The 26,058-nt window shown below is 70.7% G+C and carries 24 protein-coding genes and 1 rRNA gene; 4 read left to right on the top strand and 21 right to left on the bottom strand.

Going from position 1 to position 26,058, the window contains the following annotated elements:
- Positions 1-150: 150 nt before the first annotated feature.
- The 6 genes from C9J87_RS18595 to C9J87_RS18570 all read right to left on the bottom strand — a co-directional run bounded on the left by C9J87_RS18595 (position 151) and on the right by C9J87_RS18570 (position 4,637).
- Positions 151-708: a chloramphenicol phosphotransferase CPT family protein gene (locus C9J87_RS18595; RefSeq protein WP_036492771.1), complete on the bottom strand. Its 558-nt coding sequence runs from the start codon at positions 706-708 to the stop codon at positions 151-153.
- Between the two features lie 184 nt (positions 709-892).
- On the bottom strand, positions 893-1,696 hold the full coding sequence (locus tag C9J87_RS18590) for a pseudouridine synthase (protein ID WP_010832967.1): 804 nt from the start codon (positions 1,694-1,696) through the stop codon (positions 893-895).
- Positions 1,693-2,451, bottom strand: a complete 759-nt coding sequence (gene scpB / locus C9J87_RS18585; RefSeq protein ID WP_010832968.1) for an SMC-Scp complex subunit ScpB — start codon at positions 2,449-2,451, stop codon at positions 1,693-1,695. Before scpB ends, C9J87_RS18590 begins: the two co-directional genes overlap by 4 nt.
- Entirely contained in the window at positions 2,444-3,340 is an 897-nt protein-coding gene (locus C9J87_RS18580; RefSeq protein WP_010832969.1) for a segregation and condensation protein A, read from the bottom strand. The genes scpB and C9J87_RS18580 overlap by 8 nt, the downstream gene beginning before the upstream one ends.
- Entirely contained in the window at positions 3,337-3,687 is a 351-nt protein-coding gene (locus C9J87_RS18575) for a hypothetical protein (protein WP_010832970.1), read from the bottom strand. Before C9J87_RS18575 ends, C9J87_RS18580 begins: the two co-directional genes overlap by 4 nt.
- Positions 3,672-4,637: a ParA family protein gene (locus C9J87_RS18570; RefSeq protein WP_198017022.1), complete on the bottom strand. Its 966-nt coding sequence runs from the start codon at positions 4,635-4,637 to the stop codon at positions 3,672-3,674. Before C9J87_RS18570 ends, C9J87_RS18575 begins: the two co-directional genes overlap by 16 nt.
- A gap of 353 nt (positions 4,638-4,990) precedes the next feature.
- On the opposite strand from C9J87_RS18570, the gene C9J87_RS18565 reads away from it, so the two are divergent.
- On the top strand, positions 4,991-6,388 hold the full coding sequence (locus C9J87_RS18565) for a GntP family permease (RefSeq protein WP_107706281.1): 1,398 nt from the start codon (positions 4,991-4,993) through the stop codon (positions 6,386-6,388).
- A gap of 2 nt (positions 6,389-6,390) precedes the next feature.
- Here the strand turns inward: C9J87_RS18565 and C9J87_RS18560 are convergent, their stop codons facing one another.
- Positions 6,391-7,077, bottom strand: a complete 687-nt coding sequence (locus C9J87_RS18560; protein ID WP_198652407.1) for a FadR/GntR family transcriptional regulator — start codon at positions 7,075-7,077, stop codon at positions 6,391-6,393.
- A 75-nt stretch (positions 7,078-7,152) separates the two neighbouring features.
- On the opposite strand from C9J87_RS18560, the gene C9J87_RS18555 reads away from it, so the two are divergent.
- Positions 7,153-7,635, top strand: coding sequence for a gluconokinase (locus C9J87_RS18555; protein WP_107706280.1), 483 nt, complete (start codon positions 7,153-7,155; stop codon positions 7,633-7,635).
- Between the two features lie 10 nt (positions 7,636-7,645).
- On the opposite strand, the gene C9J87_RS18550 is transcribed toward C9J87_RS18555, so the two are convergent.
- The 4 genes from C9J87_RS18550 to C9J87_RS18535 form a co-directional block, all read right to left on the bottom strand.
- Complete coding sequence (locus tag C9J87_RS18550; RefSeq protein ID WP_010832975.1) at positions 7,646-10,243, bottom strand: DEAD/DEAH box helicase; 2,598 nt, start codon at positions 10,241-10,243, stop codon at positions 7,646-7,648.
- Complete coding sequence (gene xerD, locus C9J87_RS18545; protein ID WP_232820116.1) at positions 10,243-11,175, bottom strand: site-specific tyrosine recombinase XerD; 933 nt, start codon at positions 11,173-11,175, stop codon at positions 10,243-10,245. Before xerD ends, C9J87_RS18550 begins: the two co-directional genes overlap by 1 nt.
- The gene (gene ald / locus C9J87_RS18540) at positions 11,172-12,287 is read right to left on the bottom strand and encodes an alanine dehydrogenase (protein ID WP_107706279.1); all 1,116 of its coding nucleotides are present in this window, start codon (positions 12,285-12,287) and stop codon (positions 11,172-11,174) included. The genes xerD and ald overlap by 4 nt, the downstream gene beginning before the upstream one ends.
- Positions 12,288-12,367: 80 nt before the next feature.
- The gene (locus C9J87_RS18535; RefSeq protein WP_051204186.1) at positions 12,368-12,970 is read right to left on the bottom strand and encodes an NUDIX domain-containing protein; all 603 of its coding nucleotides are present in this window, start codon (positions 12,968-12,970) and stop codon (positions 12,368-12,370) included.
- Between the two features lie 46 nt (positions 12,971-13,016).
- On the opposite strand from C9J87_RS18535, the gene pepN reads away from it, so the two are divergent.
- Complete coding sequence (gene pepN, locus C9J87_RS18530; protein WP_107706278.1) at positions 13,017-15,467, top strand: aminopeptidase N; 2,451 nt, start codon at positions 13,017-13,019, stop codon at positions 15,465-15,467.
- Between the two features lie 83 nt (positions 15,468-15,550).
- Here pepN and C9J87_RS18525 read toward each other — a convergent pair whose 3' ends face one another.
- The 8 genes from C9J87_RS18525 to C9J87_RS18490 all read right to left on the bottom strand — a co-directional run bounded on the left by C9J87_RS18525 (position 15,551) and on the right by C9J87_RS18490 (position 24,239).
- Complete coding sequence (locus C9J87_RS18525) at positions 15,551-17,251, bottom strand: CTP synthase (protein WP_107706277.1); 1,701 nt, start codon at positions 17,249-17,251, stop codon at positions 15,551-15,553.
- An 11-nt stretch (positions 17,252-17,262) separates the two neighbouring features.
- Positions 17,263-18,144 (bottom strand): copper transporter, encoded by an 882-nt coding sequence (locus C9J87_RS18520; protein ID WP_107706276.1) that lies wholly within the window; start codon positions 18,142-18,144, stop codon positions 17,263-17,265.
- Positions 18,144-19,343 carry a putative cytokinetic ring protein SteA gene (gene steA / locus C9J87_RS18515; RefSeq protein WP_107706275.1) on the bottom strand — a complete coding sequence of 400 codons (1,200 nt, stop codon included), beginning with the start codon at positions 19,341-19,343 and terminating at the stop codon, positions 18,144-18,146. Before steA ends, C9J87_RS18520 begins: the two co-directional genes overlap by 1 nt.
- A 113-nt stretch (positions 19,344-19,456) precedes the next feature.
- Positions 19,457-21,208, bottom strand: coding sequence for a DNA repair protein RecN (gene recN / locus C9J87_RS18510; protein ID WP_107706274.1), 1,752 nt, complete (start codon positions 21,206-21,208; stop codon positions 19,457-19,459).
- Positions 21,201-22,166 (bottom strand): NAD kinase, encoded by a 966-nt coding sequence (locus C9J87_RS18505; protein WP_107706295.1) that lies wholly within the window; start codon positions 22,164-22,166, stop codon positions 21,201-21,203. The genes recN and C9J87_RS18505 overlap by 8 nt, the downstream gene beginning before the upstream one ends.
- A gap of 2 nt (positions 22,167-22,168) precedes the next feature.
- Positions 22,169-23,008 carry a TlyA family RNA methyltransferase gene (locus C9J87_RS18500; protein ID WP_010832985.1) on the bottom strand — a complete coding sequence of 280 codons (840 nt, stop codon included), beginning with the start codon at positions 23,006-23,008 and terminating at the stop codon, positions 22,169-22,171.
- Between the two features lie 3 nt (positions 23,009-23,011).
- Positions 23,012-23,227, bottom strand: coding sequence for a hypothetical protein (locus C9J87_RS18495; protein ID WP_036490691.1), 216 nt, complete (start codon positions 23,225-23,227; stop codon positions 23,012-23,014).
- A 10-nt stretch (positions 23,228-23,237) separates the two neighbouring features.
- Positions 23,238-24,239, bottom strand: a complete 1,002-nt coding sequence (locus C9J87_RS18490) for an HAD-IIA family hydrolase (protein WP_232211606.1) — start codon at positions 24,237-24,239, stop codon at positions 23,238-23,240.
- Between the two features lie 65 nt (positions 24,240-24,304).
- Between C9J87_RS18490 and C9J87_RS18485 the strand changes: the two genes are divergently transcribed.
- The gene (locus tag C9J87_RS18485) at positions 24,305-25,441 is read left to right on the top strand and encodes a DUF1015 family protein (RefSeq protein ID WP_036490692.1); all 1,137 of its coding nucleotides are present in this window, start codon (positions 24,305-24,307) and stop codon (positions 25,439-25,441) included.
- Here C9J87_RS18485 and C9J87_RS18480 read toward each other — a convergent pair.
- Both C9J87_RS18480 and rrf read right to left on the bottom strand, forming a co-directional pair.
- Positions 25,401-25,748, bottom strand: a complete 348-nt coding sequence (locus C9J87_RS18480; RefSeq protein WP_036490693.1) for a single-stranded DNA-binding protein — start codon at positions 25,746-25,748, stop codon at positions 25,401-25,403. The genes C9J87_RS18485 and C9J87_RS18480 overlap by 41 nt on opposite strands.
- A gap of 198 nt (positions 25,749-25,946) precedes the next feature.
- Positions 25,947-26,058: ribosomal RNA gene (gene rrf / locus C9J87_RS18475) — 5S ribosomal RNA — on the bottom strand; the annotation flags it as partial.

Below are 26,058 nucleotides of genomic sequence, written 5' to 3'. Positions count from 1 at the left end.
CGAGGTCCCGGCCCTCGCGGCCCGCCGCCACAGCGTGAGCAGATCATCCCCGTCGAGCCGGGTCCGGCATACCGGACGTCTGGGCTGCTCCGCGCCGTGAATTGCAGCGCAGACGCCCGGTATGTCCGTGATGCAGCGACGCACAGGTGCTCACGCGTGCCGGCGGAACCGATCGAAGGCCTTCAGCTTGTTGAGCGATCCCAACAGCTCGGCGATCTGTGCCGCGCACGCGGCGGGCGTGGCTCGCGTGGTGTCGACGAGGATGTCGCGATCGCCGAGCTCGTACACCGCTCCCTGCGACTGGGCCAGGCCCACCGTTCGGTCACCACGCGCGTGCTCGCGGCGTGCGAGCTCCTCGGACGAGCAGCGGACCTCGACGAGTGTCACGTCGTAGCCACCCAGCACGTCCAGCAGGTCATCGAGACGCCACCACTCGCTGAGCGGATAGTCCATGACCACGTCGTTTCCCGCAGACGCGAGGCCAGCCACCGCGCGGTGGTAGCCGAGACGGGTCCGCTTCAGGACCTCGGCCAGGTCGGCGTCGTTGAGCGCGTCGGTGTGCGAGGTGGAGCGCATGGCTCCGAAGGCATCCACGGGTACGAGGAACCACGGGCCGGGGAGCTGGGACAACAGTGCTTGACCGATGCTGGTCTTCCCGGAGCTCGAGGCGCCGTTGAGAATGACCACGCGACCCTTCGCCTCCCGCATCACACCCAGCGACCCTAGCGCTCAGGCAGCACGACGCCATCGCGCGGATGCAACTCCACGCACACGGGTGAAGTTCCAGAGCGACCCCCGCTCGGAGAGCGGCCGGCGCCCTGAAGCTCCACGCACCTGCGTGGACTTTCACGATCCCCACGACCAGTCCGGTATGTCGGCGATGCAGCGACCCTCAGAGCTCGGCGCTGTCGAGCAGCACGCCGAGCTCGTCCAGGGTCAGCTCGCGCATCTCCCCCAACGGCAGCTTGCCGAGCTCGAGCGGGCCGATGGAGGTGCGGGTCAGCCGGGTCACGGGATGCCCGACGTGCTCGAGCAGGCGGCGCACGATGCGGTTGCGCCCCTCGTGGATGACGAGCTCGACGATGGTGCGCTCACGCGACGTACGGCCGTGGCTGCCCTCGACGATCCGGGCCCGCCGGACCGCGATCGGGCCGTCGTCGAGGGTCACGCCGGCGAGCAGCTTCTTGATGATGCCCTTGTGCAGCTCGCCCTCGACCTCGGCGACGTAGGTCTTCTCGATCTCGAAGGACGGGTGCGCCAGCCGCTGGGCGAAGTCGCCGTCGTTGGTCAGGATGATCAGCCCGGAGGTGTCGGTGTCGAGCCGGCCGACGTGGAAGAGCCGCTCGGGCCGGTCGGCCACCAGCTCGCCCAGGCTGCGGCGCCCCTCGGGGTCGCTCATCGTCGAGACGACACCGCGCGGCTTGTTGAGCACGAGGTAGACCGAGGGGCTGATCGGCGGCAGCCGCTTGCCCTCCACGCGGATCACGGCGGTCCTCGGGTCGACCTTGGTGCCGAGCCGCGAGACGATCTCCCCGTCGACCTCGACGAGGCCCTCGAGCATCAGCTCCTCGCACTTGCGACGGCTCGCGACGCCGGACTGGGCGAGCAGCTTCTGCAGCCGGATCAGCCCGTCCTCGTCGGTCTCGGGGCGCTGCGACGCAGGCTGGTCGTTGTCGGGTTGGTCGTGGGGCTTCATGCGATCTCGGTCCCGCCGTCGGGTTCGGTGCCGTTGCCGCTGTGCGGCGCCGGGTGGTGGGGGTCCTCGACGGGCGGCTCGGTCGCCGGCTCCGTCGCAGGTTCAGGTGTGGGCTCGGGCGTCGGGGCGGCCATCTGGGTCAGCTCGTCCTCGAGGTCCTCCATGTCGGGGAGGTACGGCGCCAGCTCGGGCAGCTCCTCCAGCGAGGTGATCCCGATGCGGTCGAGGAAGTAGGTCGTGGTCCGGTAGAGGTTGGCGCCCGTCTCGACGTCCTGGCCGGCCTCCTCGACGAGGCCGCGCGTCAGCAGCGTGCGCATGACGCCGTCGACGCTCACGCCACGCACGGCCGAGACCCGGGCCCGCGAGACCGGCTGCTTGTAGGCGACCACGGCCAGGGTCTCCAGCGCCGCCTGCGTCAGCCGGGCCTGCTGGCCCTCCAGCACGAAGCTCTCGACGACACCGGCATAGGCGTCGCGGGTGTAGTAGCGCCAGCCCCCGGCCACGTTGCGCAGCTCGAAGCCACGACCCTGCTCGGTGTACTCGGCGGCCAGGGCATGCAGTGCCGCGTCCACGGCCTCGACCGGGTGGCCAACGACCGAGGCGAGCTGCACCTTGTCGAGCGCCTGGTCGGCGACCATCAAGATCGCCTCCAGGGCCGGGCGCAGATCGGCGATCTCGACCGCCAGCGTCTCCACGTCCACCGTCACGCTGGTGTCGGTGGAGGTGGTGTCCGTGTCCGTCGTGCTCTCACTCATCGTCGTACTCCTGGCTCGGGCGATCGTCGAGGCTCACGTCTGATTCTGCCTCGGCTGGCGCCCCGTCGAACTCGTCGGTGATCTCGATCTCTGCGTCCTCGTCGCCGGTCCAGCGCACGGTCAGCTCGCCCAGCGGCGTGACCTGGTCGAAGGCGACGACGCCCTCGCGGAACAGCTCCAGCAGCGACAGGAAGCGCGCCACGGTCGTCAGCCGGTCGGGTGAGTCGCCGCAGAGCGCGCGGAAGGTCATGGTGCCCGAGTGGCGCAGCCGGTCCATCACGATGGAGGCCTGCTCGCGCACACTCACCTTGGAGGCGTGGATGTGCTGCAGCGAGACCTCGACGACCGGCTTGGGCTCCATGGCCTTGGCCGCGAGCTGGGCGAACTGCTCGAGGCCGATGCCGATCAGGACCTCGGGCAGCAGGCTCGCGAAGCGCTCCTCCATGCCGACCTGGCGCGGGTGGCGGGTCGACTCGGCGGCGAGGCGCTGCTCGAGCACGCCGGCGACCAGCTTGAACGCGCGGTACTGCATCAGGCGGGCGAACAGCAGGTCGCGTGCCTCGAGCAGCGCGAGGTCCTCCTCGTCCTCCACGTCGCCCTGCGGCAGCAGCCGGGCAGCCTTGAGGTCGAGCAGGGTCGAGGCGACCAGCAGGAACGAGGTCGTCTGCTCGAGGTCCCAGGCCTTGCCACCCACCTTGATGTGGGCGATGAACTCGTCGGTGACCTGCGACAGCGCGACCTCGGTGATGTCGAGCTTGTGCTTGGCGATCAGGCTCAGCAGCAGGTCGAAGGGGCCCTCGAAGTTGTCGAGGCGTACGGCGAAGGCAGGCGTCTCGCCGTCGGCGGGAGTGCCGGGTGCGAGTGTCGCGCCGGAGTGTCCTGCTCTCACTCCTCGGTCAGCCGCCGGACCAGTGCGCTGTCGTCACCGTTGGCCTCGAAGTCGGCCAGCACCAGGGCGATGGCCTCACGCACGAGCCGGCCGCGATCCACGGCCAGGCCGTTGGCACGCCGCAGCATGAGCCGAGTGTGCTCGATGTCGAGCAGCTCGTCGGAGGTGACGTAGACGGTCATCTTCTCGTCGTGACGGACGCGACCGCTCGGCTTCTTGGGGCCGGAGTCGACGTCGTCGGCGGGGCGGTCGGCCACGGCGCGCACCGGGCGGGCGGCGGTCTCGGTGCCGTCCGCGGTCGCGCGGAACAGGTCGTCGGCGGTCGGCATGCTCACTCGGCGGGCCATCGGGTGAGCACCTCCCTGGCGAGCTCGCGGTAGTGGCTGGCGCCGCTCGAGGCGGATGCGTAGGCCGTGATCGGCTCGCCGGCGACGGTGGCGTCGGAGAACTTCACGGTGCGACGGATCACGGTGTGGAAGACCTTGTCGCCCCACGCCTGGACCAGCCGGTCCATGACCTCACGGCTGTGCAGGGTGCGGCCGTCGAACATCGTGCCGAGGATGCCGTCGACCTCGAGCTTGGGGTTGAGCCGCTCGCGCACCTTGTCGATCGTGGTCTTGAGCAGCGCCACCCCGCGCAGTGCGAAGTATTCGCACTCCAGCGGGACGATCACGCCGTCGGAGGCGGTCAGGGCGTTGACCGTGAGCAGGCCGAGCGAGGGCTGGCAGTCGATCAGGATGACGTCGTAGTTCTCCAGGGCCGGTCCCAGCACGCGCTGCAGGGTCTGCTCGCGGGCGACCTCGTGCACCAGCTGCACCTCGGCCGCGGACAGGTCGATGTTGGAGGGCAGGAGGTCCATGCCGGGCACGCCGGAGGGCACGACGACGTCCTCGAGCGCGACGTCGCGCTGCATGAGGAGGTTGTAGATCGTCAGGTCCATCTCGTGCGGGTTGAGGCCCAGGCCGACCGAGAGCGAGCCCTGCGGGTCGAAGTCGACCAGCAGCACCTTGCGGCCGTACTCGGCCAGCGACGCGCCCAGGTTGATGGTCGTCGTGGTCTTGCCGACGCCACCCTTCTGGTTGCACATCGACACGACGCGAGCGCGGGTTCGCTCCCCCACGGGTCCCGGCTGCGGGAACGTGGGAAGCGGACGACCGGTGGGCCCGATCGCCCGCTCGGCTTCCTGCACGGGCGTCGTCACGGGGGGCTCCTCTGGTCGGACGAAGGGAAGGGGGTCGGCGGCGGCGTGCGTCGGCGGCGCAGCGCTCGGCTGGGGCGGGCTCATCAGTGGGGGCATGTCGGCCGCACTGCTGCCGGTCTGCCAGGGGTTGGAGTTGAAACCGCCACTGTTCATCGAGAGCGCTCCTAGTTCGACTGATCCGATTGCACCACGCCCGAGGCCGCGAACTTTGTCGACACGGCGACACTTCTCACTTCAGGTTCCGGGCGAGCCTAGGACCACGCCTCGACGCCCACAACAGGTGGGGCCAGTCCCACAAGCCCGTACCCAAATCTGTGCATGAAGCCCCGGTTGAGTGCACAGGACTTCCCAGCCTGTGCACAAACCTGTGCAGAGCGGGTCTTGCAAAGGTATTACCTTTCATTCATGATGCTCAGGACCTGTGACCGTCCTCACTTCGGAGCCACCTGATGGAAAACCTCGAACCGGCCTACAGCACGCCGGTCCTCCTGCTCATTGCCGCAGCGGCCGTCGGTCTGCTGCTCCTACTGGTCATGAAGGTGCGACTGCACGCGTTCATCGCGCTCGTGCTCGTCAGCCTGCTGACGGCCCTGGCGGCCGGGATCCCGGTGGCGCTGGTGCCGACGGCGCTCCTCGCCGGGTTCGGCACCACCCTCGGATCGGTGGCGCTCCTCGTCGGCTTCGGGGTCATGCTCGGCCGCCTCCTCGAGGTGACCGGTGGCGCCCAGGTGCTGGCCGACACCCTGATCAACCGGTTCGGTGCGGCCCGGGCACCGTTCGCGCTGGGTGTGGCTGCCCTGTTCTTCGGCTTCCCGATCTTCTTCGATGCCGGCCTGGTGGTGTTCTTGCCGATCATCTTGACCGTCGCCCGGCGCTTCGGCGGCTCCGTCCTCTACTACGCCCTCCCCGCTGCCGGTGCCTTCGCGGCCATGCACGCGATCGTGCCTCCGCACCCCGGTCCTGTCGCCGCGGGTACGGCGCTCGGTGCCGACATCGGTGTCATCCTGCTCATCGGCGTGCCGGTCGCGGTCATCTCCTGGTACTTCGGCGTCTACCTCGTCTCCCGGTTCCTCGGCGCTCGCTTCGACGTACCCGTCCCGGACCTCCTGTTCGGCGAGGTCAACGGCGGCGCCGACGCCACGGACCGGCCGGTCGTCGCCCCGCCCGCCTTCACGACCGTGCTGGGCCTGCTGCTGGTGCCGCTGTTCCTGATCTCGTTCAACACGGTGCTGACCACCCTCGTCACCAACGGTGCCCTCGCCGAGGGCCAGCTGTGGGTCGAGGTCCTGCAGCTGCTGGGCAACACCCCCGTCGCGCTGCTGATCAGCCTGCTCGTCGCCATCGCCGTCCTCGGCCGGCACAACGGGACGCTGTCCGACACCATGGGTGTGCTCGACCAGGCGCTCGGCCCGATCTGCTCGATCATCCTCATCACCGGCGCGGGCGGGATGTTCGGCGGTGTCCTGCGGACCAGCGGCATCGGCGACGCCCTGACCTCATCGCTCTCCGACGTGGGCCTGCCGCTGCTGCTGCAGGCGTTCCTCATCGCCACCGCGCTGCGTGTCGCCCAGGGATCGGCCACCGTTGCGCTGACGACGACGGCGGGCCTGATCGCGACCCAGGCGAGCGGCCTCGACAACATCCACCTCACCCTGCTGGTCGTGGCCATCGCCGCGGGCTCCACCGTGCTCTCGCACGTCAACGACTCCGGCTTCTGGCTGGTGAGCAGGTTCTTCGGGATGGACGAGAAGACCACGCTCAAGACCTGGACGGTCATGGAGACCACGCTCGGGCTGTCGGCCTTCGCGCTGGCAGCAGTCCTGTGGCCGGTGGCAGGCCTGTTGTGACGTCAGTGGTCGTGGCCGAGGTCGGAGACGACCTCGGCCAGGATCGCGGTCATCGCGTGGCGGGCGACCTCCGCCTCGCCGCCGGCCACCGCCTCGGCGACGACCTGGTGCAGCCGTCGGGCTTCCCGCTTGGGTTCCGGCGGCATCAGGTCGTGGTCCGTGCGGCCGCGCAGGACCCCCTCGACGACGTCGCCCAGACCGGCGAACATGACGTTGCCCGACGCGCGAAGGAGGAGCCGGTGGAAGGCGATGTCCTGCTCGAGGAAGAGCTGCAGGTCGCCGGCTGCCCCCGAGGCCTCCATCTGCTCGGCGAGCCGGACGATCTCGGACCGCTGGTCGGCGTCGGCGTGGGAGGCCGCCAGCGCGGCCGAGGCCGGTTCGATGGCCGCGCGCAGCTCGGCGAGCTCGTGGAGGTGCCGGAGCCGCTGGTCGCCCTCCAGCCGCCAGCGGATGATCGCCGGGTCGTAGTCGTCCCACTCAGCCCGGGACAGGATCCTGATGCCCGTACGCCGACGGCTCTCGACCAGCCCCATCGAGACCAGCACCTGCACCACCTCGCGGGCCACGGTCCGCGAGACGCCGTAGGTGTCCCCGATCCAGTCCAGGGTGATGACGGTGTCCTCGGCGAGGTCACCTCGCACGATCCGTCGCCCGACCTCGGCGAGCACGGTGGTGTGGGCGGTCGGCACGAGCAGCAGACTAGTCGCGTCCCCCGCGCACGTCGGGGTGCCGACACGGCACCGCGGCCACAGCACCTCGTGGTGATGGGTGTCTCGGGGACCGGCAAGACGACCGTCGCCACCGAGCTCGCCGCTCGTCACGGCGCGCTGTTCATCGAGGGCGACAGCCTGCACCCGCCCGCCAACATCGCCAAGATGTCGGCGGGGATCCCGCTCGACGACGAGGACCGGTGGCCGTGGCTCGAGGTGCTGGCCTCGCTGCTGGCCTTCCACCACGACGAGGACATCTCCAGCGTGCTCACGTGCTCGGCGCTCAAGCGCAGCTACCGCGACGTGCTCCGTGGCGGTCTGCCGGAGGACTCGCTCTTCTTCGTGCACCTCGCCGCGCCGTTCCCGGTGCTGCAGGCGCGGATGGAGTCGCGCGACCACTTCATGCCGGCCTCCTTGCTGCAGTCGCAGTTCGATGCGCTGGAGCCGCTCGGGCCCGACGAGCTGGGTGCCGTCTTCGACGTGTCGCTGCCGGTGGAGGACGTGATCTCCCAGGTCCTGGCGGCGATCGGGGACTGACTCCCCTGTCCTACAGGCGTCGCATGGCGACCGTGGGCAGCACGAGCTCCCCGGCCTCGTCGGAGGCGTCGCAGTCCAGGAGGGCATCGATCACCCAGTCGTGGTGGCCCTCCGGGTCGTGGATGGTCTGGCGCACGTCGCGCACCCGCGCCGACGTGCCCTCCTCGGTGCCGACGGGCTCGCCTGTGCGCTCGGGACCGAGCTCCAGCAGGGACGGGCCGCGGGCGTCGCCGTCGATCAGCACGGTGTCGTGCTCGGCGTAGTAGTCCTCGATCGCCGTGTCCCACACCGACCGGCCCATGACCACGGCCCGGGGCGAGTCCGTTCGCTCGGCGGCGGCCCGCTCGAGCCGCATCAGCCCGTCGAGGTCGTCACGCGACACCAGGTCGACGCGCGCCCACATGGCGTTGCGGACCATCACCTCGAAGGTGCGGCCCTGCTTGGTGATCGGACGCGGCGGTGGCGGCGGTTCGTGGTGCGCCACCCGCCCGGGCACGTGCTCGGGGTCGCTGAGCGCCTCCCACTCGTCGAGCAGCGACGAGTCCGTCTGGCGGATCGTCTCCCCCAGCCACTCGATCAGGTCGTCGAGCTCGGGGGTGCGGTGCGCCTCCGGCACGGTCTGGCGCAGGGTGCGGTAGGCGTCGGTGAGGTAGCGCAGCACGAGCCCCTCGGACCGGGCGAGCTGGTAGCGACCGACGAAGTCGGTGAAGCTCATCCCCTGCTCCCACATCATCCGCACGATCGTCTTCGGCGACAGCGCGTCCTCGCGCAGCCACGGGTGCCGCTGGCGGTAGATCTCGTACAAGCCCTCCAGCAGCTCCGAGAGCGGCTGTGGCCACGTGATCGCGTCGAGCAGCGCCATCCGCTCGTCGTACTCGATGCCGTCGGCCTTCATCTCCTGCACGGCCTCGCCGCGCGCGGCGAACTGCTGGGCCATCAGGATCTGCCGGGGAGCCTCGAGCACCGACTCGATCACGGTCACGATGTCGAGGGTGTAGGTGTCGGACTCGGGATCGAGCACGTCGAAGGCCGCCAGTGCGAAGTGCGCCAGCGGCTGGTTCAACGCGAAGTCCGCGGGCAGGTCGACGGTCAGGAGGTAGCGGCGGCCGAACTCGTCGACCTCGTCGAGCCGGGTGAACACCCCGGTCCGCAGCAGGCTGCGCGCGAGGCGCAGCGCACGCCGGGCCAGGCGCAGCTGCTGGCGACGGTCCTCGTGGTTGTCGGTGAGCAGCCGGCGCATCACCGCGAAGGCGTCCTCCTCGCGGGTGGCGACGTTGATCAGCATCGCGTTGTCGACCTTCATCCGCGAGGTGAGCTGCTCGGGCACACCGGCCACGAGCTTGTCGAAGGTCTGCTCGGTCCACACCACCGTGCCCTCGGGCGGCTTCTTGAGCTGGGCCTTGGACTTGCGCTTGGCGTTGGCGCCGGGAGCAGCGTTCTTGGCCTCGGCCTTGGCCTTCGCACGCTCGTTGTCGATGATGTGCTCGGGAGCCTGTACGACGACGTAGCCCGCCGTGTCGTAGCCCGCACGCCCGGCGCGGCCGGCGATCTGGAGGAACTCGCGCGTCCGCAGCACCCGCTGGCGGTTGCCGTCGAACTTCGCGAGACCGGTGAACAGCACGGTGCGGATCGGCACGTTGATGCCGACGCCGAGGGTGTCGGTGCCGCAGATGACGGTGAGCAGGCCCGACTGGGCGAGCTGCTCCACGAGGCGGCGGTACTTCGGCAACATCCCCGCGTGGTGCACGCCGATGCCGTTGCGCACGAGCTTGGACAGCGTCTTGCCGAAGCCGGCACCGAAGCGGAAGCCGCCGATGCGGTCGGCCAGCGCCTCCTTGTCGACCTTGAACGTGGCCTTCGCGTTGAGCAGCGCGACGGCGTGCTCCACCGCGGCCGCCTGGGTGAAGTGCACGACGTAGACCGGAGCCTGGTTGGTGCTCACCAGCTCCTCGAGCGTCTCGCCGAGGTGGTCGAGCGACCAGGTGAAGGTCAGCGGCACCGGCCGCTCGGCGTCGTCGACGACCGCGACGTCGCGACCCGTACGGCGCTTCAGGTCCTCGACGAAGAACGAGACGTCGCCCAGCGTCGCCGACATCAGCAGGAACTGGGTGTCGAGCAGCTCGAGCAGCGGCACCTGCCACGCCCAGCCGCGCTCCGGCTCGGCGTAGAAGTGGAACTCGTCCATCACGACCAGGCCGACATCGGCGCTGCGGCCCTCGCGCAGCGCCAGGTTGGCGAGGATCTCGGCGGTGCAGCAGATGATCGGGGCGTCCGGGTTGACCGCCGCGTCACCGGTCAGCATCCCGACGTTCTCGGCACCGAAGACCTCGCACAGCGCGAAGAACTTCTCGCTCACCAGCGCCTTGATCGGCGCCGTGTAGAAGGACACCTTGTCCTGCGCGAGCGCGGCCGCATGCGCGCCGATGGCGACCAGCGACTTCCCCGAGCCGGTGGGCGTGGCGAGGATGACGTGGCTGCCCCCGACCAGCTCCATGACCGCCTCGTCCTGGTGCGGGTAGAGGTCGAGCCCCTGCTCCCCCACCCAGGTGGTGAAGGCGTCGTAGACCGCGTCCGCGTCGCCGCGCACGTTGCTGAGCTGGATGGCCATCAGTCCCTCGCTCGTGGGTGCGCGGTCGCGAAGACCTCGCGCAGGTTGTCGACGGTGACCAGGGTGTAGACCTGTGTCGTCGTCACGGAGGCGTGGCCCAGGAGCTCCTGGACCACACGGACGTCGGCGCCGCCGTCGAGCAGGTGGGTGGCGAAGGAGTGTCGCAGCGTGTGCGGTGACACGTCGCGGGTGACCCCGGCCCGCTCGGCCGCCTTCACCAGCACCGCCCAGGCGCTCTGGCGCGACAGCCGGCCGCCACGGGAGTTCAAGAACATCGCGCCGCCGGGCGTCGAGGCTGCGACGAGCTCGGGGCGGGCGCGCGTGAGGTAGGCGTCCACCGCGTCGAGGGCATAGCCGCCGATCGGGACCAGCCGCTCCTTGGAGCCCTTCCCGCGCAGCAGCACCGTCGCGTCGACGGTGTCGATGTCGTCGACGTCGAGCCCGACGGCCTCGGAGATGCGGGCGCCGGTGCCGTAGAGCACCTCCAGCAGCGCACGATCGCGGAGCGCGAGCGTGGTGTCGGAAGCGCCGGCGGCCTCGAGGATCGCCTCGACATCGGACAGCGGCAACGCCTTGGGCAACCTCTTCGCCGGCGTCGGCGGCTTGACCGCGCTGGCCGGGTCGAGGGTGGCCAGTCCGTCCGCCACGGCGAACTTGTGGAAGCCCCGGACCGCCACCACGGTGCGGGCCGCAGACGTCGAGCTCAGCGGCGGGTGCTCGGCGTCGCCCTCGCGCAGCCGCATCAGGAAGCCGGCCACGATCGCCTCGGTGACCTCGTCGAGCGTGCTCACGCCCTCCTGGGCCAGGTGGTCGGCGTACCGCCGCAGGTCGCGTCGGTAGGACGACAACGTGTTCGCCGCCAGGCCCCTCTCGACCGCCAGGTGGTCCAGATAGGTGCGGATGGCGCGCGTCAGGGCCGCCGTGTCAGTCACGCGAGGACGGTATCCAGCGCCACGGCCTCGATGCCCACCGCCTCACCCACGGGGGCGTTGGTCAGCGAGCCGTCGTGGGTGTTGAGGCCGAGCGCGAGGCTGTGGTCGTCCTTGCACGCCTGCGCCCAGCCCTTGTCGGCCAGCGCCACGGCATAGGGCAGCGTCACGTTGGTGAGGGCGTACGTCGAGGTGTGGGGCACGGCACCGGGCATGTTGGCCACGCAGTAGAAGACCGAGTCGTGCACCTTGTAGGTCGGGTCGTCGTGCGTGGTCGGACGCGAGTCCTCGAAGCAGCCGCCCTGGTCGATCGAGATGTCGACGAGCACCGAGCCCGGCTTCATCCTCGACACCAGGTCGTTGGAGATCAGCGTCGGCGCCTTCGCCCCCGGGACCAGCACGGCACCGATCACGAGGTCGGCGTCCAGGCAGGCGCGCTCGATCTCGTAGCCGTTGGACGCGATCGTCTGGAGGTGGCCCTGGTAGATGCGGTCGGCCGCGCGCAGCTTGTTGATGTCCTTGTCGAGCAGCAGCACCTCGGCATGCATGCCCAGCGCGATGGCAGCGGCGTTCATGCCCGAGACACCGGCCCCGATCACGACCACCTTGCCGTGGTAGACCCCGGAGACTCCCCCGAGCAAGACGCCGCGACCGCCGCCTGCGCGCATCAGGTGGTAGGCGCCTGCCTGCGGGGCGAGCCGACCGGCGACCTCGGACATCGGGTGCAGCAGCGGCAGCGCGCCGTCGGGCGTCTGCACGGTCTCGTAGGCGATGGCGGTGATCCGGCGCCGGATCAGCTCCTCGGTCAGCGCCTTGTCGGCGGCGAGGTGGAGGTAGGTGAACAGGACCTGCCCGGCGCGCATGCGCGGGTACTCCTCCTCGATCGGCTCCTTGACCTTGAGGACCAGGTCGGCGTGCTCCCACACGTCATCGGCGGTGGGCAGGATCCGCGCGCCGGCAGCGACGAACTCTTCGTCCGCGATCGACGACCCGAGGCCCGCGCCTTCCTGTACGGCGACGTCGTGGCCGTGCACCGTGAGCTCGTGGACGCCGGCGGGCGTGATCGCGACGCGGTACTCGTGGTTCTTGACTTCCTTCGGAACGCCGACCTTCACCTTGTCTCCTCCAGCCAGCCGTCAGCGCCACCTGGTGGTGGCCCACGTCACAGCAGAACGACACTATCGCCAGTCGGGTGTCACACCGATTCCAGCCCGCCGCGCCGCTTGAGCACGTCGTAGGCCAGCACCGCCTGCGCCAGCGGGCCCTGCTGCACCCGGCGGTCGAGCACCGCGTCGAGCAGGTCGGCCATGGGCGCCCAGAAGACCTCCATCTCCGCTTCCTCGTGCACCATCGCGAAGTCGCCGCGCGGAGCCACTGACAGCCCACGGGCCAGGAAGATCTCGTGCACCTCCTCGCTGATCCCCGCGCTGGCGAAGGTGCTCAGCAGGAGCTGCCACGACGTCGCGGCCAGCTCGGCCTCCTCGCGCAGCTCGCGCTTCGCGGTCTCGACCGAGGGCTCGTCGGCGGCGTCCCGCAGGCCCGCCGGCAGCTCCACGAACTCGCGCTGCGTGGTGTGGCGGTACTGCCGCAGGCACAGCACCCGCTCCTGGTCGTCCACGGCGAGCACCACCACGGCGCCCGGGTGCTCCAGCGAGATGCGGACGAACTCGTCCTCCGGGTGCTCGGGCCGGGTCACGACGTCCTCGCGCAGCGCGACGATCCAGCCGTCGCGGTGCAGGTCCCGACTGCGCACCACGGGCCACGCTGCGGGTCGGTCGGCGAGCGATGCGGGGTCCATGCCACGAATTTAGCGGTCGGCTCGGGTGTGAGTACCGTCTCACCCCATGACGTTGCTGAGCCTGACCCAGATCGAAGCTGCCGAGCGGTCCCGCCTCCTCGAGGTGCAGCGCTACGACATCGAGGTCGACATGACCGGCCTCCTCGAGGGTGATCTCTTCGCCTCGGTCAGCACCATCACCTTCAGCTGCTCCGAGCCCGGCACCTCGACGTTCGTCGACTGCGCCGCGGACATCTCCCGCGCGACGCTCAACGGCACGGACCTCGACCTGGGCACCGCCGCCGGCGGCCGGCTGCCGCTGCCCGGACTGGCCGCGGACAACGTGCTGGTCGTCGAGGCATCGACCACCAACACCGGGAGCGGCGAGGGCATCTTGCGCACGGTCGACCCGACCGACGGCCTCGTCTACGTCTGGACCAGCCTCGAGACCGACGAGGCCCGCCGGCTGTGGGCCTGCTTCGACCAGCCCGACCTCAAGGCGCCGCACAAGTTCACGGTGCTGGCACCGGCGTCCTGGACGGTCACCTCCAACTCGGGGCCCGACCTGGTCGAGGACGCCAAGCGGGCCGACGCCCGGGTGTGGCACTTCGGGGACACGCCCCGCCTGTCGACGTACGTCGTGGTCGTCAATGCCGGCCCCTTCCACGAGATCCGCCAGCAGCACGACGGCTACGACCTCGGCTTCTTCTGCCGCCAGTCGCTGGTCGCCCACCTCGAGCGGGACGTGGAGGAGCTGGTCACGCTCACCCGGCAGGGACTCGCCTTCTTCGGCGACAAGTTCGGCATCGCGTTCCCGCAGTCGCGCTACGACCAGGTCTTCGTGCCCAACCTCGGCGGGGCGATGGAGAACTGGGGCTGCGTGACCTACGGCGACTCCCAGCTCTTCCGCACTCCCCCGTCGCACAACCAGCGCGCCGTGCGCGCGGAGTTCGTGCTGCACGAGATGGCGCACATGTGGTTCGGCGACCTCGTGACCATGCAGTGGTGGGACGACCTGTGGCTCAACGAGGCGTTCGCGTCGTGGGCGTCCAACTGGGCGATGTCGCAGGCCACCGAGTTCTCCGACCAGTGGGCCAGCTTCCTGGCGCTCTACAAGCGCCCCGCCTACGAGATGGACATGGGCCCGGGCCGGCACCCGATCCGCGGCGCGGTCGCCGACGTCAACGGCGCCATGGCCAACTTCGACTCGATCACCTACGTCAAGGGCCAGAGCGTCCTGCACCAGCTGATGGCCTACATCGGTGAGGATGCGTTCGTCGAGGGACTGCGCGCCTACTTCCGCAAGCACGCCTTCGCCAACACGGTCCTCGACGACCTGATGGGTGCGTACGGCGAGGCCGCCGGTCGTGACCTGTCGAGCTGGACCGCGTCCTGGCTGGACCGTGCCGGCACCGACGTCCTCGCGCTCGACGGTTCGACCGTGCGGGCGGAGTCGCCCGACGACCAGGCCCCGCGACCGCACCGGATCAACATCGCCACCTACGCCGTGGCGGGCGACGAGCTGCGCCAGGTGGCCGTCACGTCGACCGAGCTGACCGGGGAGTCGACCGAGGTCGACCTGCCGACCGGCGACCTGCACCTGCTGAACGCCGAGGACCTCACCTTCGCGGCCGTCCGCCCCGACGCGGAGTCGCTGCGGCTGATGCTCGACCACCTCGGCGACTTCCCCGAGCCGCTGTCGCGCGCCCTCGTGGTGGGCACGATCACCCAGCTCCTGCTGCTGGGCGAGCTGGCTCCGGGCGCCGGTGCGGCGGCCATCGCCCGCGGCCTGCACTCCGAGCACAACCCGGCCCTGGTCGAGCCCTTCCTGTCGGTCGGCCACCACGTCGCCGACCGGTGGGCCCGTCCCGACGAGTCCCCCGCGCTCCGCTCAGCACTCGCCGATGCGGCACTCGTGCTGTCCCAGGACCCGGTCAACCGCCAGCCGGCGCTGCGCACGCTGGCAGCCAATGCCACCACCGACCAGCACTGGGCAGCGCTCGACGCGGCAGCCGCCGAGTCGGCCGACTCGGACCTGGCCTGGAGGATGATGATCCGACGTTCCGAGCTCGGCCAGCGCGACGACGACGCGGTGGCCCGCCTGCTCGAGCAGGACGCCGACCCCGACGCCGGGATCAAGCGGCTCAAGGTGCTCGCCGCCAGCCCCGACGAGGAGTCGAAGGAGGCCGTGTGGCGCGCCTTCTTCGTCGACTACGCCGTGCCTGCCAGTCGCGACACCCTCGAGCTCGGCGCGATCTTCTGGCGTCCCGCGCAGGCGGAGCTGCTGGCGCCGTACACCCACCGCTACCTCGCCGAGCTGCCCGACCTCAAGGGCGGCATGCTCAACCAGGGCGTCGTGATCCGGGCGATGTACCCCCACGCCGTCGGCGACGAGTCGTTCCTCGCGGCTGCCCTCGCCGCGACCGAGGACGAGTCGGTCAGCCTCTACGCCCGCAACCAGCTGCGCGCCCAGTCGTTCGTGCTGGGGCGCCTGCACCAGGCCCGCACCATCCGGTGAAATACGCGTCGACCCGGCACAGGACGTGCCGGGTCAACCCGCGCATGTGGTGGTGACCCGGCAGAAGACCTGCCGGGGCGACCTCAGTCGTCGGTGTCGTCGTCGGTGTCGACGCGGCGCAGGCCGTGCTCGTCGATCGGGATCCGGAGCTCGCGCTGCCGGTCGATCGCGGCACCGACCAGCCCGGCGAACAGCGGGTGCGGCCGGGTCGGGCGCGACTTCAGCTCGGGGTGGGCCTGCGTGGCGACGTAGTAGGGGTGCACGTCGGAGGGGAGCTCGACGAACTCCACCAGGCCCAGGTCCGGGTTGACCCCGGAGAAGACCAGGCCGGCGGCCTCGAGCTCGGCGCGGTAGGCGTCGTTGAACTCGTAGCGGTGGCGGTGGCGCTCCTCGACCCGCTCGGCGCCGTACGCCTTGGCGACCACGCTTCCCGGCGTCAGGTCGGCCGGCTGCAGGCCGAGCCGCATGGTGCCACCGAGGTCACCGGCGCCCTCGACGAACTGCTTCTGCTCCTCGATGGTGGAGATGACCGGGGCCTTGACGTCGGGCTCGAACTCCGTCGAGCCGGCGCCGTCGATCCCGGCGACGTTGCGGGCGTACTCGATCACCATGCACTGCAGGCCCAGGCACAGCCCCAGCGTGGGGATGCCGTGGGTGCGGGCGTAGGTCAGCGCGCCCAGCTTGCCCTCCAGGCCGCGGATGCCGAAGCCGCCGGGCACGAGGACGGCGTCGACGTCGCTCAGGTGCTTGGCCGCGCCCTGCGGGGTCTCGCACTCGTCGGAGGCGATCCAGCGGATGTGCACCTTGGCCTCGTGGGCGAACCCGCCGGCACGCAGCGCCTCGGCGACGGAGAGATAGGCGTCGGGCAGGTCGATGTACTTGCCGACCAGCGCGACGGTCACGTCCTCCTGCGGGTGGTGCACCCGGCGCAGGAGGTCGTCCCAGACGGTCCAGTCGACGTCGCGGAAGGGCAGGTCCAGGCGGCGTACGACATAGGCGTCGAGGCCCTCGCTGTGCAGCACCTTGGGGATGTCGTAGATCGACGGCGCATCGGCGGCCGTGACGACGGCCTCGTCGTCGACGTCGCACATCAGCGCGATCTTGCGCTTGATGCTCTCCGGCAGGTCACGATCGGCCCGGCACACGATCGCGTCGGGCTGGATGCCGATGGAGCGCAGCGCGGCCACCGAGTGCTGGGTCGGCTTGGTCTTCAGCTCGCCCGAGGGGCCGATGTAGGGCACCAGCGAGACGTGGATGAAGAAGCAGTTCTCCCGACCGATCTGGTGGCGGGTCTGGCGGGCCGCCTCGAGGAAGGGCAGCGACTCGATGTCACCGACGGTGCCACCGATCTCGGTGATCACGACGTCGATCTCCGGGCCGCCCATCGCGAGGATGCGGTCCTTGATCTCGTTGGTGATGTGCGGGATGACCTGCACGGTGTCACCGAGGTAGTCGCCGCGACGCTCCTTGGCGATCACCGCGGAGTAGACCTGCCCGGTCGTCACGTTGGCGATCTGGCCCAGGTCGGTGTCGAGGAATCGCTCGTAGTGGCCGATGTCCAGGTCGGTCTCGGCGCCGTCGTTGGTGACGAACACCTCGCCGTGCTGGAACGGGTTCATCGTCCCGGGGTCGACGTTGAGGTAGGGGTCCAGCTTCTGCATGGTCACGCGCAGGCCGCGCGACTTCAGAAGGCTTCCCAGGCTCGAGGCGGTGAGCCCCTTGCCGAGGGAGGAGGCGACGCCTCCGGTCACGAATACGTGCTTGGTCGGCGTCGGGTTCTTCACGGGGTTCGAGCCTACCCCAGCGGAGCGGGTCCGTCGGCACCAGACGCACCGAAGGCCCCGCCCTTGGTGCTCAGGGAGCGCGAGAGTGCGAGCACCGTGGCCACCCGTCCGGCTGCTGTGTCGATGCCGTCGACGGTGGCTACCTCGGCCGAGACCGGCTCCGCGCGCAGTCGCCCGAGCTGCCCTTCGCCACCGTCGGCGATGGTGCCGGCGACGACGACGCCGACCGCTGCCCTGCCCAGTCCTGCGGCGATTCCGGCGGTGATGGAGTCCCCACCGTCGGCGGCGGGCTCACTGCCGAGCACGAGGAGCACCAGCGGCGCACGACGTGACACGGTCCCCTCGAAGGACACCAGACCGGCACCGACGAGGCTGTCGATGACGGCGGACTCCTTGGAGCTGGGCGCGTCACCCTCCGCCGTCGTAGTGGCGATCGCCACACCGAGAAGCTGCCCGATCCGGTCGTACGTCGTCGCGTCGGCCGCGATCGCCTTGCCCTGCTGCGTCATGAGCTGGCTGCCCAACGTGTCGACGAGGGACTTCTGCTCGGGCACGACCATCGCCTCGGTCAGCGAGTAGCGACCGGTGATGGTGCCGCCGGCGCCCGTCACCTGCTCGGCCAGGGCTGTCAGCGTCTCCTCGTTCACCCCCGGCACGCTCACGACCGCGACCTCGCGGTCGGCGAGCTTGGCACTGGTGAGCAGGGGGCCGACGGCGCCGGCGAACCCAGCGGCGTACGCGCCCGCCGGGTCTGCTGCTCCCTCGGTCGCGGCAGCGGGCGCCGGTTCGGGATCGGTCACGTCGGACAGTGGCCCGCCGCCGAGGACGATGCCCACGGCCAACGCCAGGAAGACAGCCACGAGGCTGGTCAGGAAATGCCGGAAGGTGATCATCAGAACAGTCCTTGCACACGATCGATGAGGGTGGTCACGGCGTCGGTGACGACCGGGGTGGCGGTGTCCGCCCACTCCTGGCCGACGGGGGTGACGCCGATGGCGGCGGCGAGGGCGAGCAGCCCGGCCACCATGACGGCCAGCAGGTGACGTGGGCGCACCTGGCCGTCGTACAGGTGCGGGACGGCACCAGCGTCGACGAGGCGCGGCCCGACCTTCAGCCGGGTGAGGTAGGTGCTGGCGAGGCCGGTGCGTCGCCGGTCGAGGAACTCGTCCAACGTGGCGTGCATGCCGACCCCGACGATCAGGCGGGCCTGCCCGGCATCGGCCAGGATCAGGGCAGCGTCCTCGGTCGTGGCGCCGGTCTCGAACCTCAGGGGTCGCACGCCGATGCGGGCGAACCGCTCGGTGACGGCCGATGGGGCACCGCGCTCGACGAGCACCACCACGTCCTTGGCCTTCTTCAGCACCTCGACCGCGGGGAGCTCGTCGTCGGAGATGTTGGCCACCACGATGTGCGGCGTGTAGCCCGCGGCGCGCAGCGCGTCGGCGCCGGCGTCGACGCCGATCAGGACCGGGGCCTGCTCGCGGATGAACGCCTTGATGCCGGCGAGCTCGATCTCCCAGTCGTGTCCGCACACCACGACCACGACCGGCCGCCCGGCCAGGTCAGTGGCGGTGCGTGGCACCCCGCGGCCGTGCAGCAGGAGGTCCTGCTCACGGCGGAGGAACTCGGTGCTGTTGTGGGTGAAGCTCTCGAGCTGCGAGTGCAGCCCGCTGCGAGCCGACTCGAGCTCGACCCCGACGACGTCGGCATCGACGAGGCGGCCCACCGCGACACTCTCGTCGCCGTCGAAGACCTGCCCCTCGTGCACGCGCAGCCTGGTGCCGTCCTTGATCCGGCTGATGACCTCGGCACCGAAGGTGTCGAGCACCGGGACGCCGGCCTGGATCAGCACGTCGGGCCCGAGGTTGGGATAGCGCCCCGAGATCATCGGGGATGCGTTGAGGACGGCTGCGACACCGGCATCCACCAGGGCCTGGGCCGTGGCCCGGTCCATGTCCTGGTGATCGACGATCGCGATGTCGCCCGGTCGCAACCGGGCGATCAGGTGCGACGTGCGGCGATCGACACGTGCCGTGCCCTGGATGCCGGGCAGCGCGGGGGGGCGTTGACGGGTGTGACTGGGGATCTTCATGACCGAGCCATGGTGTCAGCCGCCGCAGGTCGATCCCGGCACCCGCGCCCGTGGGCGCGTCGTGACCGTGGACACCCCCGGCGCCGGGCCCGGTCGGCCCCCAGCCGGCTGCTTCAGGCCCGTGAGCGCGCAGGCGCGGCGGTGTCCATCAGCTCACGGGCGTGTGCCAGCGCGGTGTCGGACTCCTCGAGCCCTGCCAGCATCCGCGACAGCTCACGCTCGCGCTCGGTGTCGTCGAGGACCGTGAGCCCGGAGGTGGTCACCGTGCCGTCACTCGACTTGTGCACCACCACGTGCTGGTCGGCGAACGCCGCCACCTGGGGCAGGTGCGTGACGACCAGGACCTGCGCGTCGCGGGCCAGCTGCGCCAACCGGCGACCAACCTCGATCGCGGCCTTGCCGCCGACACCGGCGTCGACCTCGTCGAAGACGAAGATCGGCACCGGGCTGGTCTCGGCGAGGGCCACCTCGACGGCCAGCATGACGCGTGAGAGCTCACCACCCGAGGCGCCCTTGTGCAGCGGGCGCGCGTCGGCGCCGGTGTTGGCCGCGAGCAGGAGCTCGACCTCGTCGACCCCGCTGCTCGTCGCGCGCAGCCAGCGATCACCGACCCGCAGGACACCGGCCGTGAGCTGCTCGGGGGCGTCCACCTCCTGTGCACGCACCGCGACGGTCACCGTCGCGTGTGGCATCGCGAGCAACGAGAGCTCGTCGGTGACGACCGAGCCCAGCCGGGCAGCAGCCTTCAGCCGCGCGGCGGTCAGCTTGCCCGCCGCCGCGTCGAGCTGCTCGCGCAGGCTCGTCTGCTGGGCCGTGAGCTCGTCGATCTGCTCGTCGGTGGAGTCCAGGTCGAGCAGCCGACGAGATCCCGCCTCTGCCCAGCCGAGCACGTCGTCGATGGTCTCGCCGTACTTCCTGGTCAACGAGGTCAGCGCCGCTCGTCGCTCGCTCACCGCGGCCAGCCGTGCCGGGTCGGTGTCGAGCCGCGCGGCATAGGACGCGACGTCGGCCGCGACGTCGGAGAGCAGGTAGGTCACCTCCGCCAACCGGTCCGCGAGCTCGCCGGCCTGCGGGTCGTGGTCGCGGACGCCCTCCAGCTGGGTGCGTGCGGCGGAGGTCGTCGCCAGGGCGTCGGGACCGCCCTGCTCGCTGCTCAACGCCTCGCGCGCCTGCTCGGCCGCGGTGCGCAGGGTGTCGGCGAAGCCGAGCCGGCCCTCCTCCGCGGCCAGGGCGGTGTCCTCGCCCGGCTCGGGCGAGACGGCCTCGATCTCGCCGAGCCCGAACCTGAGCTGGTCGGCCTCCCGAGCCCGCTCCTGCGCGCTGAGCACGACCGCACGCAGGTCGCGCTCCACCTCGACCAGTCGGTCGTGGAGACGTGCGTAGGCCGCAGCGGCCTTGGCGACGCCGGGTCCACCGAACCGGTCCAGCGCGTCGCGCTGGGCGCTCTGCTTCAGCAGGCGGTGCTGGTCGGACTGTCCGTGTACGGCGACGAGCGGCTCAGCCACGGACGCGAGCGCCGACACCGGCACCGCCGCGCCGCCGACCCAGGCACGGGACCGGCCCTCGGCGGCGATGTTGCGGGCGAGCACGACCCGGCCGTCCTCGACCTCTCCCCCGGCCTCCTCCACGGCGGTGACGACCTGGGGCAGGTCGGTGACACCCACGACGCCCTCGACACGGGCGTGCTTGGCACCGGTGCGGACGGCGCCGGGATCGGCGCGGCCACCCAGCAGCAGCCCGAGGGCGGTCACGACCATGGTCTTGCCCGCGCCGGTCTCACCGGTGATCACCGTCAGGCCGGGACCGAGCTCGAGCGTGGAGGACTCGATGACCCCGAGCGAGCGGATCCGGATCTCCTCAAGCATCGGCGTTGCCCTCCTCGCGGCGCCGCCGCTCGGACGCACCGCGCCAACCCTCGACGGGCAGGTCGAACTTCGCGACCAGCCGGTCGGTGAACGGAGCCTGGTGCAGGCGGACCAATCGCACCGGCCGGGCACCGCGGCGGACCTCGATCCGCGCTCCCGGGGGCAGGTCGACCGTGCGGCGTCCGTCGCACCACAGCACGCCGGACCCCTCGGTGTTGGCCAGGACCTCGATGGCGAGCACGCTGGTGGGAGCCACGACCATCGGTCGGGCGAAGAGCGCGTGTGCGCTGATTGGCACCATCAACAGTGCCTCCACACCGGGCCACACCACGGGGCCGCCGGCGCTGAAGTTGTAGGCGGTCGAGCCGGTCGGCGTCGCGCACACGACGCCGTCACAGCCCCACCTGGACAGCGGGCGACCGTCGATCTCGACGACCACCTCGAGCATCCGCTCCCGGGCGGCCTTCTCGACGCTGGCCTCGTTCAGGGCGAAGGTCTCGTAGACGACCTCCTTGTCCTGGTGCACGGTGACGTCGACGGTCAGCCGGTCCTCGGTGACGTAGCGACGCTCGACGATCGCCTCGATGGTGATCGCCACGTCGTCCTGCTCGGCCTCGGCCAGGAACCCCACGTGGCCGAGGTTGACGCCGAGCAGCGGTGTGCCGCTCGCGTGCGTCAGCTCCGCGGCGCGCAGGATCGAACCGTCACCACCGATGACGAGCGCGAGCTCGCATCCCTCGCCGGGCCTGCCTCGGGCACCGACGGTCTCGATCCAGCCACCGTCGACCGGGTCCTCGGTGGCCTCGAGCTCGAGGTCCTTGGCCTCCAGCTCCAGGAGTCGTACGACGATGCCGTGCTCGGTCAGGGCGCGCGCGCACTCACGGGCGACCTCGCGGGCCTCCGCTCGTCCGGTGTGGGCCAGCAGCAGCACCCGGCGCTGGGCATCGGTCGGCGTCAGGGTCACGGGTCCACCCTCTCACCCGCCGCGCCCCAAGAAGCGCTGCGCTCGACCTCGGCGCGCACCTCGTCGGCGCCGATGGCAGCCGGCCCTCGGCGCAGCAGCAGGAAGAACTCGACATTGCCCGACGGGCCCGGGAGCGGACTGGTGGTCACGGCCACCGCGCCCCAGCCGCGCTTCGCGGCCGCGTCCGCGATGTGGGTGACGGCCTCTGCCCGGAGGTCGAGGCTGCGCACGACACCGCCCTTGCCGACCCGGTCCTTGCCGACCTCGAACTGCGGCTTGACCATCAGCGCGAGCTCCCCGGTCGGCGCCAGGACGGACAGCAGCGCGTCGAGCACGAGCTCGAGGGAGATGAAGGAGAGGTCACCGACCACCAGGTCGACCGGGTCGCCGACGATCTCGGGCGTCAGCTCCCGGATGTTGGTGCGGTCGTGCACGATCACGCGCTCGTCGCTCTGCAGCGACCACGCCAGCTGCCCGTAGCCGACGTCCACGGCCACGACCTCACGCGCACCCGCACGGAGCAGCACGTCGGTGAATCCCCCGGTGGACGCTCCCGCATCGAGACAGCGCTTGCCCGTCACGCTGACACCGTGGTCGGCGAAGACCGCCAGGGCGCCGGCGAGCTTGTGCCCGCCGCGCGAGACGTACTCCTCGCGATCCGGGTCCTCACGGACCACGATCGCCACGTCGGTCGTGATGCCGGTGGCGGGCTTGGTCGCGAGTGATCCGGAGACCTTGACCCGACCGTCGGCGATCAGCTCGCTCGCGTGCTCACGAGAGCGCGCCAGCCCTCGGCGGACGAGCTCGGCGTCGAGCCTAAGACGACGAGGCGGCACCGCTCAGCCGTGCCCGGGGTCGAGGGCACGGCGCAGCCGTTCGTGCGCCTGCTCGAAGGCGGCGACGTGTTCCTCGACGGGCCGGCCGTCGAGGGCCTGCACGGATGCGAGCACGTCGTCCACGACCGACATCCCCGTCGTCGGCGCCTCCCAGCCGTCGGTCGGCTCGTCGGCGTGCTCGTCGGCCGCCCGGTGGGCCTGCTCGTCGTACTCACTCATGGACGCGAGGCTACCTGCGCCCGGCCTGCACCGAGGTGACCGGTGGCTTGAGCGCGGTCGCGTCGGCCGCCGTGCCGGTCGCGTCCAGGAACGTCCAGCCTGCGGTGGCGACGACGCGCCACCAGTCGGCATCGCTGCCCTCGCCCCTGACCGCCAGGGCTCCTGCCTCCACCGTGGCCTGCCAACCACCCAGACGCGCGCCGTCCGCGACCGGCTCCGGCACCGGATGGCTCTCGAAGAGTCCCTCGAGGTCGGGCGAGATGTAGCTGGGGCGCAGCTCAGGGGTGGCCCCCACCAGCTCGCCGAGGTGCGTCACCCCCGTCATCACGAGCAGCGAGTCGACACCGACCGCGTGCGCGCCTTCGATGTCGGTGTCGAGACGGTCCCCCACCATCAACGGCCGGTCACCGCCGACACGTCGGATCGTCTCGTCCATCAGCGGCCGTGCGGGCTTGCCGGCGACGATCGGCTCGACCCCGGCGAAGTCGGTGAGGGTCTTGACCAGCACGCCATGCCCGGGCGCGAGCCCGTAGTCGGTGGGGATGGACATGTCGGTGTTGCTGGCGACGTAGGGCAACCCGTCGCGGATCAGGGTGGCCGCGCGCATGACGTCCTTCCACAGGACGTCGGGGCCGTAACCGCTGACGAGCGCCGCGGCCGTGCTCGGCTCGTCGGTCACGCCCAGTCCCTCGGCCGCGAGCGCTGCCTCCAGTCCGGCACCGCCCAGCAGGAACACGCTCGCCTCCGGACCGAAGCGGTCCTTGACCACGCGTGCGGCTGCCTGCGCCGACGTCACCACGTCGGGGGCGGTCGCCGCCACCCCGAGCTTGACCAGGTTGGCCGCGACCTTCTCGGGCGTGCGCGACGCGTTGTTGGTGACGAACGCCAGGTGCACTCCGGCGTCCCGCACGCGCTGCAGACGCTCAGCGACCCCGTCGATCGCCCGGCCACTGACGTAGACGACCCCGTCGAGGTCGAACATCGTGAGGTCATAGGTCTCGAGCAGTGGCACTTCCGATGCCTTCAGCACATTCACCCTCCCGTCGGCCGCTGGGGTGCGGCGCCTACGATGCTTCGATGGACTTCGCGGCAGTGATCACGCCTCCGTACGTCGCGAAGCCCCTGCGACTCGAGCCGTTCGAAGCCCTGCTGCTGGCTCCCAGCCGAGTCGGTGACCCGGCCTCCGCGAGAGCGTTCGCGCGACCCTATCGCGCAGTGGCGGCCCGGCTCCTCGAGTGGGAGGCCGCCGGCCGGGTCGCCCGGACCGATCAGCCGGCACTCTTCCTGCACGAGTACACCGCCGGCGGCCTGACGATCCGTGGTCTCGTCGGCGCCCTCGCCATCGACCGCCGTGCCTCCGGCCTCGACGACCGGGCGGTGTGGCCGCACGAAGGCATCCACCCGGCCCAGGTCGACGAGCTGGCCACGCGCATGTTCGAGATGGGCATGAACCCGGCGCCGATCCTGCTGGTCCACGAAGGCCCCGCCGACGTCCGGAGCATGCTGCGCGACATCGCGAAGCGCACCCCTGACCACGAGTACCTCGATCGGACGGAGCAGAAGCAACGCATCTGGGCCATCACCGATCCCGGTGAGATCGCCACGATCAACCGGTCCCTGCGCGACAGCGCCGCCTTGATCGCCGACGGACACCACCGCTACGCGGCCTACCTCCAGCTGCAGGAGGCGCATCCCGGCTCGGCCTGGGACCGGGGCCTGGCGATGCTCGTCGACCAGACGGACACTCCCCTGTTCCTCGGCGCCATCCACCGCACGCTCAGCGGAGTCAGCCTCGCGGACGTGACGCAGGCCGCGGTCAAGGCCGGCGGATCCGTGCATCCGGGAGGCCGCCAGGAGGCGCTCGCCGACCTGGCTCCGGACACCCTGGTCCTGACCGACTCGCAGGACTGGGCGGTCGTCACCCCACCCACCGAGGCAGGCATCGAGCTCGTCGAGTGGCTCCAGACCGCCCTGATCCCGTCGCTGGCCCAGGCCCCGACCGCCATCGCCTACCACCACGCCGCCGAGGACGCCCTGAGCCGCGCACAGCGCCGGACTGTCGCGGTGCTGTTGCCGGCTCCCGACTTCGCGGCCGTCCGGGATCTCGTGAACCGGGGCGGGCTGTTGCCGGAGAAGGCCACGTCGTTCCAGCCGAAGCCGAGCCTCGGAGTCCTCATGCGCTCGGTGCGCGACGAACCATCCGGCCCCCGCTGACCTCGATCTCGACGCGGGAGGCCTTCCCGACCGGGGTGGCGTAGAAGCGTCGTCGGACGGCCCCGTCCACCTCGACCAGGTCTCCCTGGCGCCAGGTCCGGACCGACCGGCGCACCCGGGCTGTCCAGGCCGTGCACTCCAGGGTGTCGACCCGCTGACCCGACTCGTGGCCGGGCGGTCGATCGATCACGACACGGAACGCCACGATGACGCTGCCACTGGGCAGCGTCTTCTCCTCGGCCACTCCGCTGATCCGGCCAACCAGGCGAACGCTGTTGACCAGCTCCACTGCAGTCTGTGCAGACATTGCACATCACCTCCATGCCGCAGGCTGCCCGCACCGTCCGACATTCCGGCCTGCGCGCTCGTGCCGGCTGTGGACGAGCCTCCCGATGAGGCCCCTGTGGACGGAATGCGACCCATCTCGGGGGCACCTGAGGGACGAAGAGCGCCGGGAAATGCAAAAGAGGGACCATCCGAAGATGGTCCCTCTTTCACAATGTATGTCCGGCGGCGTCCTAATCTCCCACAACCTCTCGGTTGCAGTACCATCGGCGCTGAAAGGCTTAACTTCCGGGTTCGGTATGGGACCGGGTGTTTCCCTTTCGCTATGGCCG

Source organism: Nocardioides allogilvus, from assembly GCF_003047285.1.
Lineage (GTDB): Bacteria > Actinomycetota > Actinomycetes > Propionibacteriales > Nocardioidaceae > Nocardioides > Nocardioides allogilvus.
This window is presented reverse-complemented; position numbering and strand designations above follow the sequence as displayed.

What these genes read in the sequence shown, in the direction of transcription:
- C9J87_RS18595 (WP_036492771.1), bottom strand. Translation starts at nt 708, where the DNA reads ATGCGGGAGGCGAAGGGTCGCGTGGTCATTCTCAACGGCGCCTCGAGC.
- C9J87_RS18590 (WP_010832967.1), bottom strand. Translation starts at nt 1,696, where the DNA reads ATGAAGCCCCACGACCAACCCGACAACGACCAGCCTGCGTCGCAGCGC.
- scpB (WP_010832968.1), bottom strand. Translation starts at nt 2,451, where the DNA reads ATGAGTGAGAGCACGACGGACACGGACACCACCTCCACCGACACCAGC.
- C9J87_RS18575 (WP_010832970.1), bottom strand. Translation starts at nt 3,687, where the DNA reads ATGGCCCGCCGAGTGAGCATGCCGACCGCCGACGACCTGTTCCGCGCG.
- C9J87_RS18570 (WP_198017022.1), bottom strand. Translation starts at nt 4,637, where the DNA reads ATGCCCCCACTGATGAGCCCGCCCCAGCCGAGCGCTGCGCCGCCGACG.
- C9J87_RS18565 (WP_107706281.1), top strand. Translation starts at nt 4,991, where the DNA reads ATGGAAAACCTCGAACCGGCCTACAGCACGCCGGTCCTCCTGCTCATT.
- C9J87_RS18555 (WP_107706280.1), top strand. Translation starts at nt 7,153, where the DNA reads ATGGGTGTCTCGGGGACCGGCAAGACGACCGTCGCCACCGAGCTCGCC.
- C9J87_RS18550 (WP_010832975.1), bottom strand. Translation starts at nt 10,243, where the DNA reads ATGGCCATCCAGCTCAGCAACGTGCGCGGCGACGCGGACGCGGTCTAC.
- C9J87_RS18535 (WP_051204186.1), bottom strand. Translation starts at nt 12,970, where the DNA reads ATGGACCCCGCATCGCTCGCCGACCGACCCGCAGCGTGGCCCGTGGTG.
- pepN (WP_107706278.1), top strand. Translation starts at nt 13,017, where the DNA reads ATGACGTTGCTGAGCCTGACCCAGATCGAAGCTGCCGAGCGGTCCCGC.
- C9J87_RS18520 (WP_107706276.1), bottom strand. Translation starts at nt 18,144, where the DNA reads ATGATCACCTTCCGGCATTTCCTGACCAGCCTCGTGGCTGTCTTCCTG.
- steA (WP_107706275.1), bottom strand. Translation starts at nt 19,343, where the DNA reads ATGAAGATCCCCAGTCACACCCGTCAACGCCCCCCCGCGCTGCCCGGC.
- recN (WP_107706274.1), bottom strand. Translation starts at nt 21,208, where the DNA reads ATGCTTGAGGAGATCCGGATCCGCTCGCTCGGGGTCATCGAGTCCTCC.
- C9J87_RS18495 (WP_036490691.1), bottom strand. Translation starts at nt 23,227, where the DNA reads ATGAGTGAGTACGACGAGCAGGCCCACCGGGCGGCCGACGAGCACGCC.
- C9J87_RS18485 (WP_036490692.1), top strand. Translation starts at nt 24,305, where the DNA reads ATGGACTTCGCGGCAGTGATCACGCCTCCGTACGTCGCGAAGCCCCTG.
- C9J87_RS18480 (WP_036490693.1), bottom strand. Translation starts at nt 25,748, where the DNA reads ATGTCTGCACAGACTGCAGTGGAGCTGGTCAACAGCGTTCGCCTGGTT.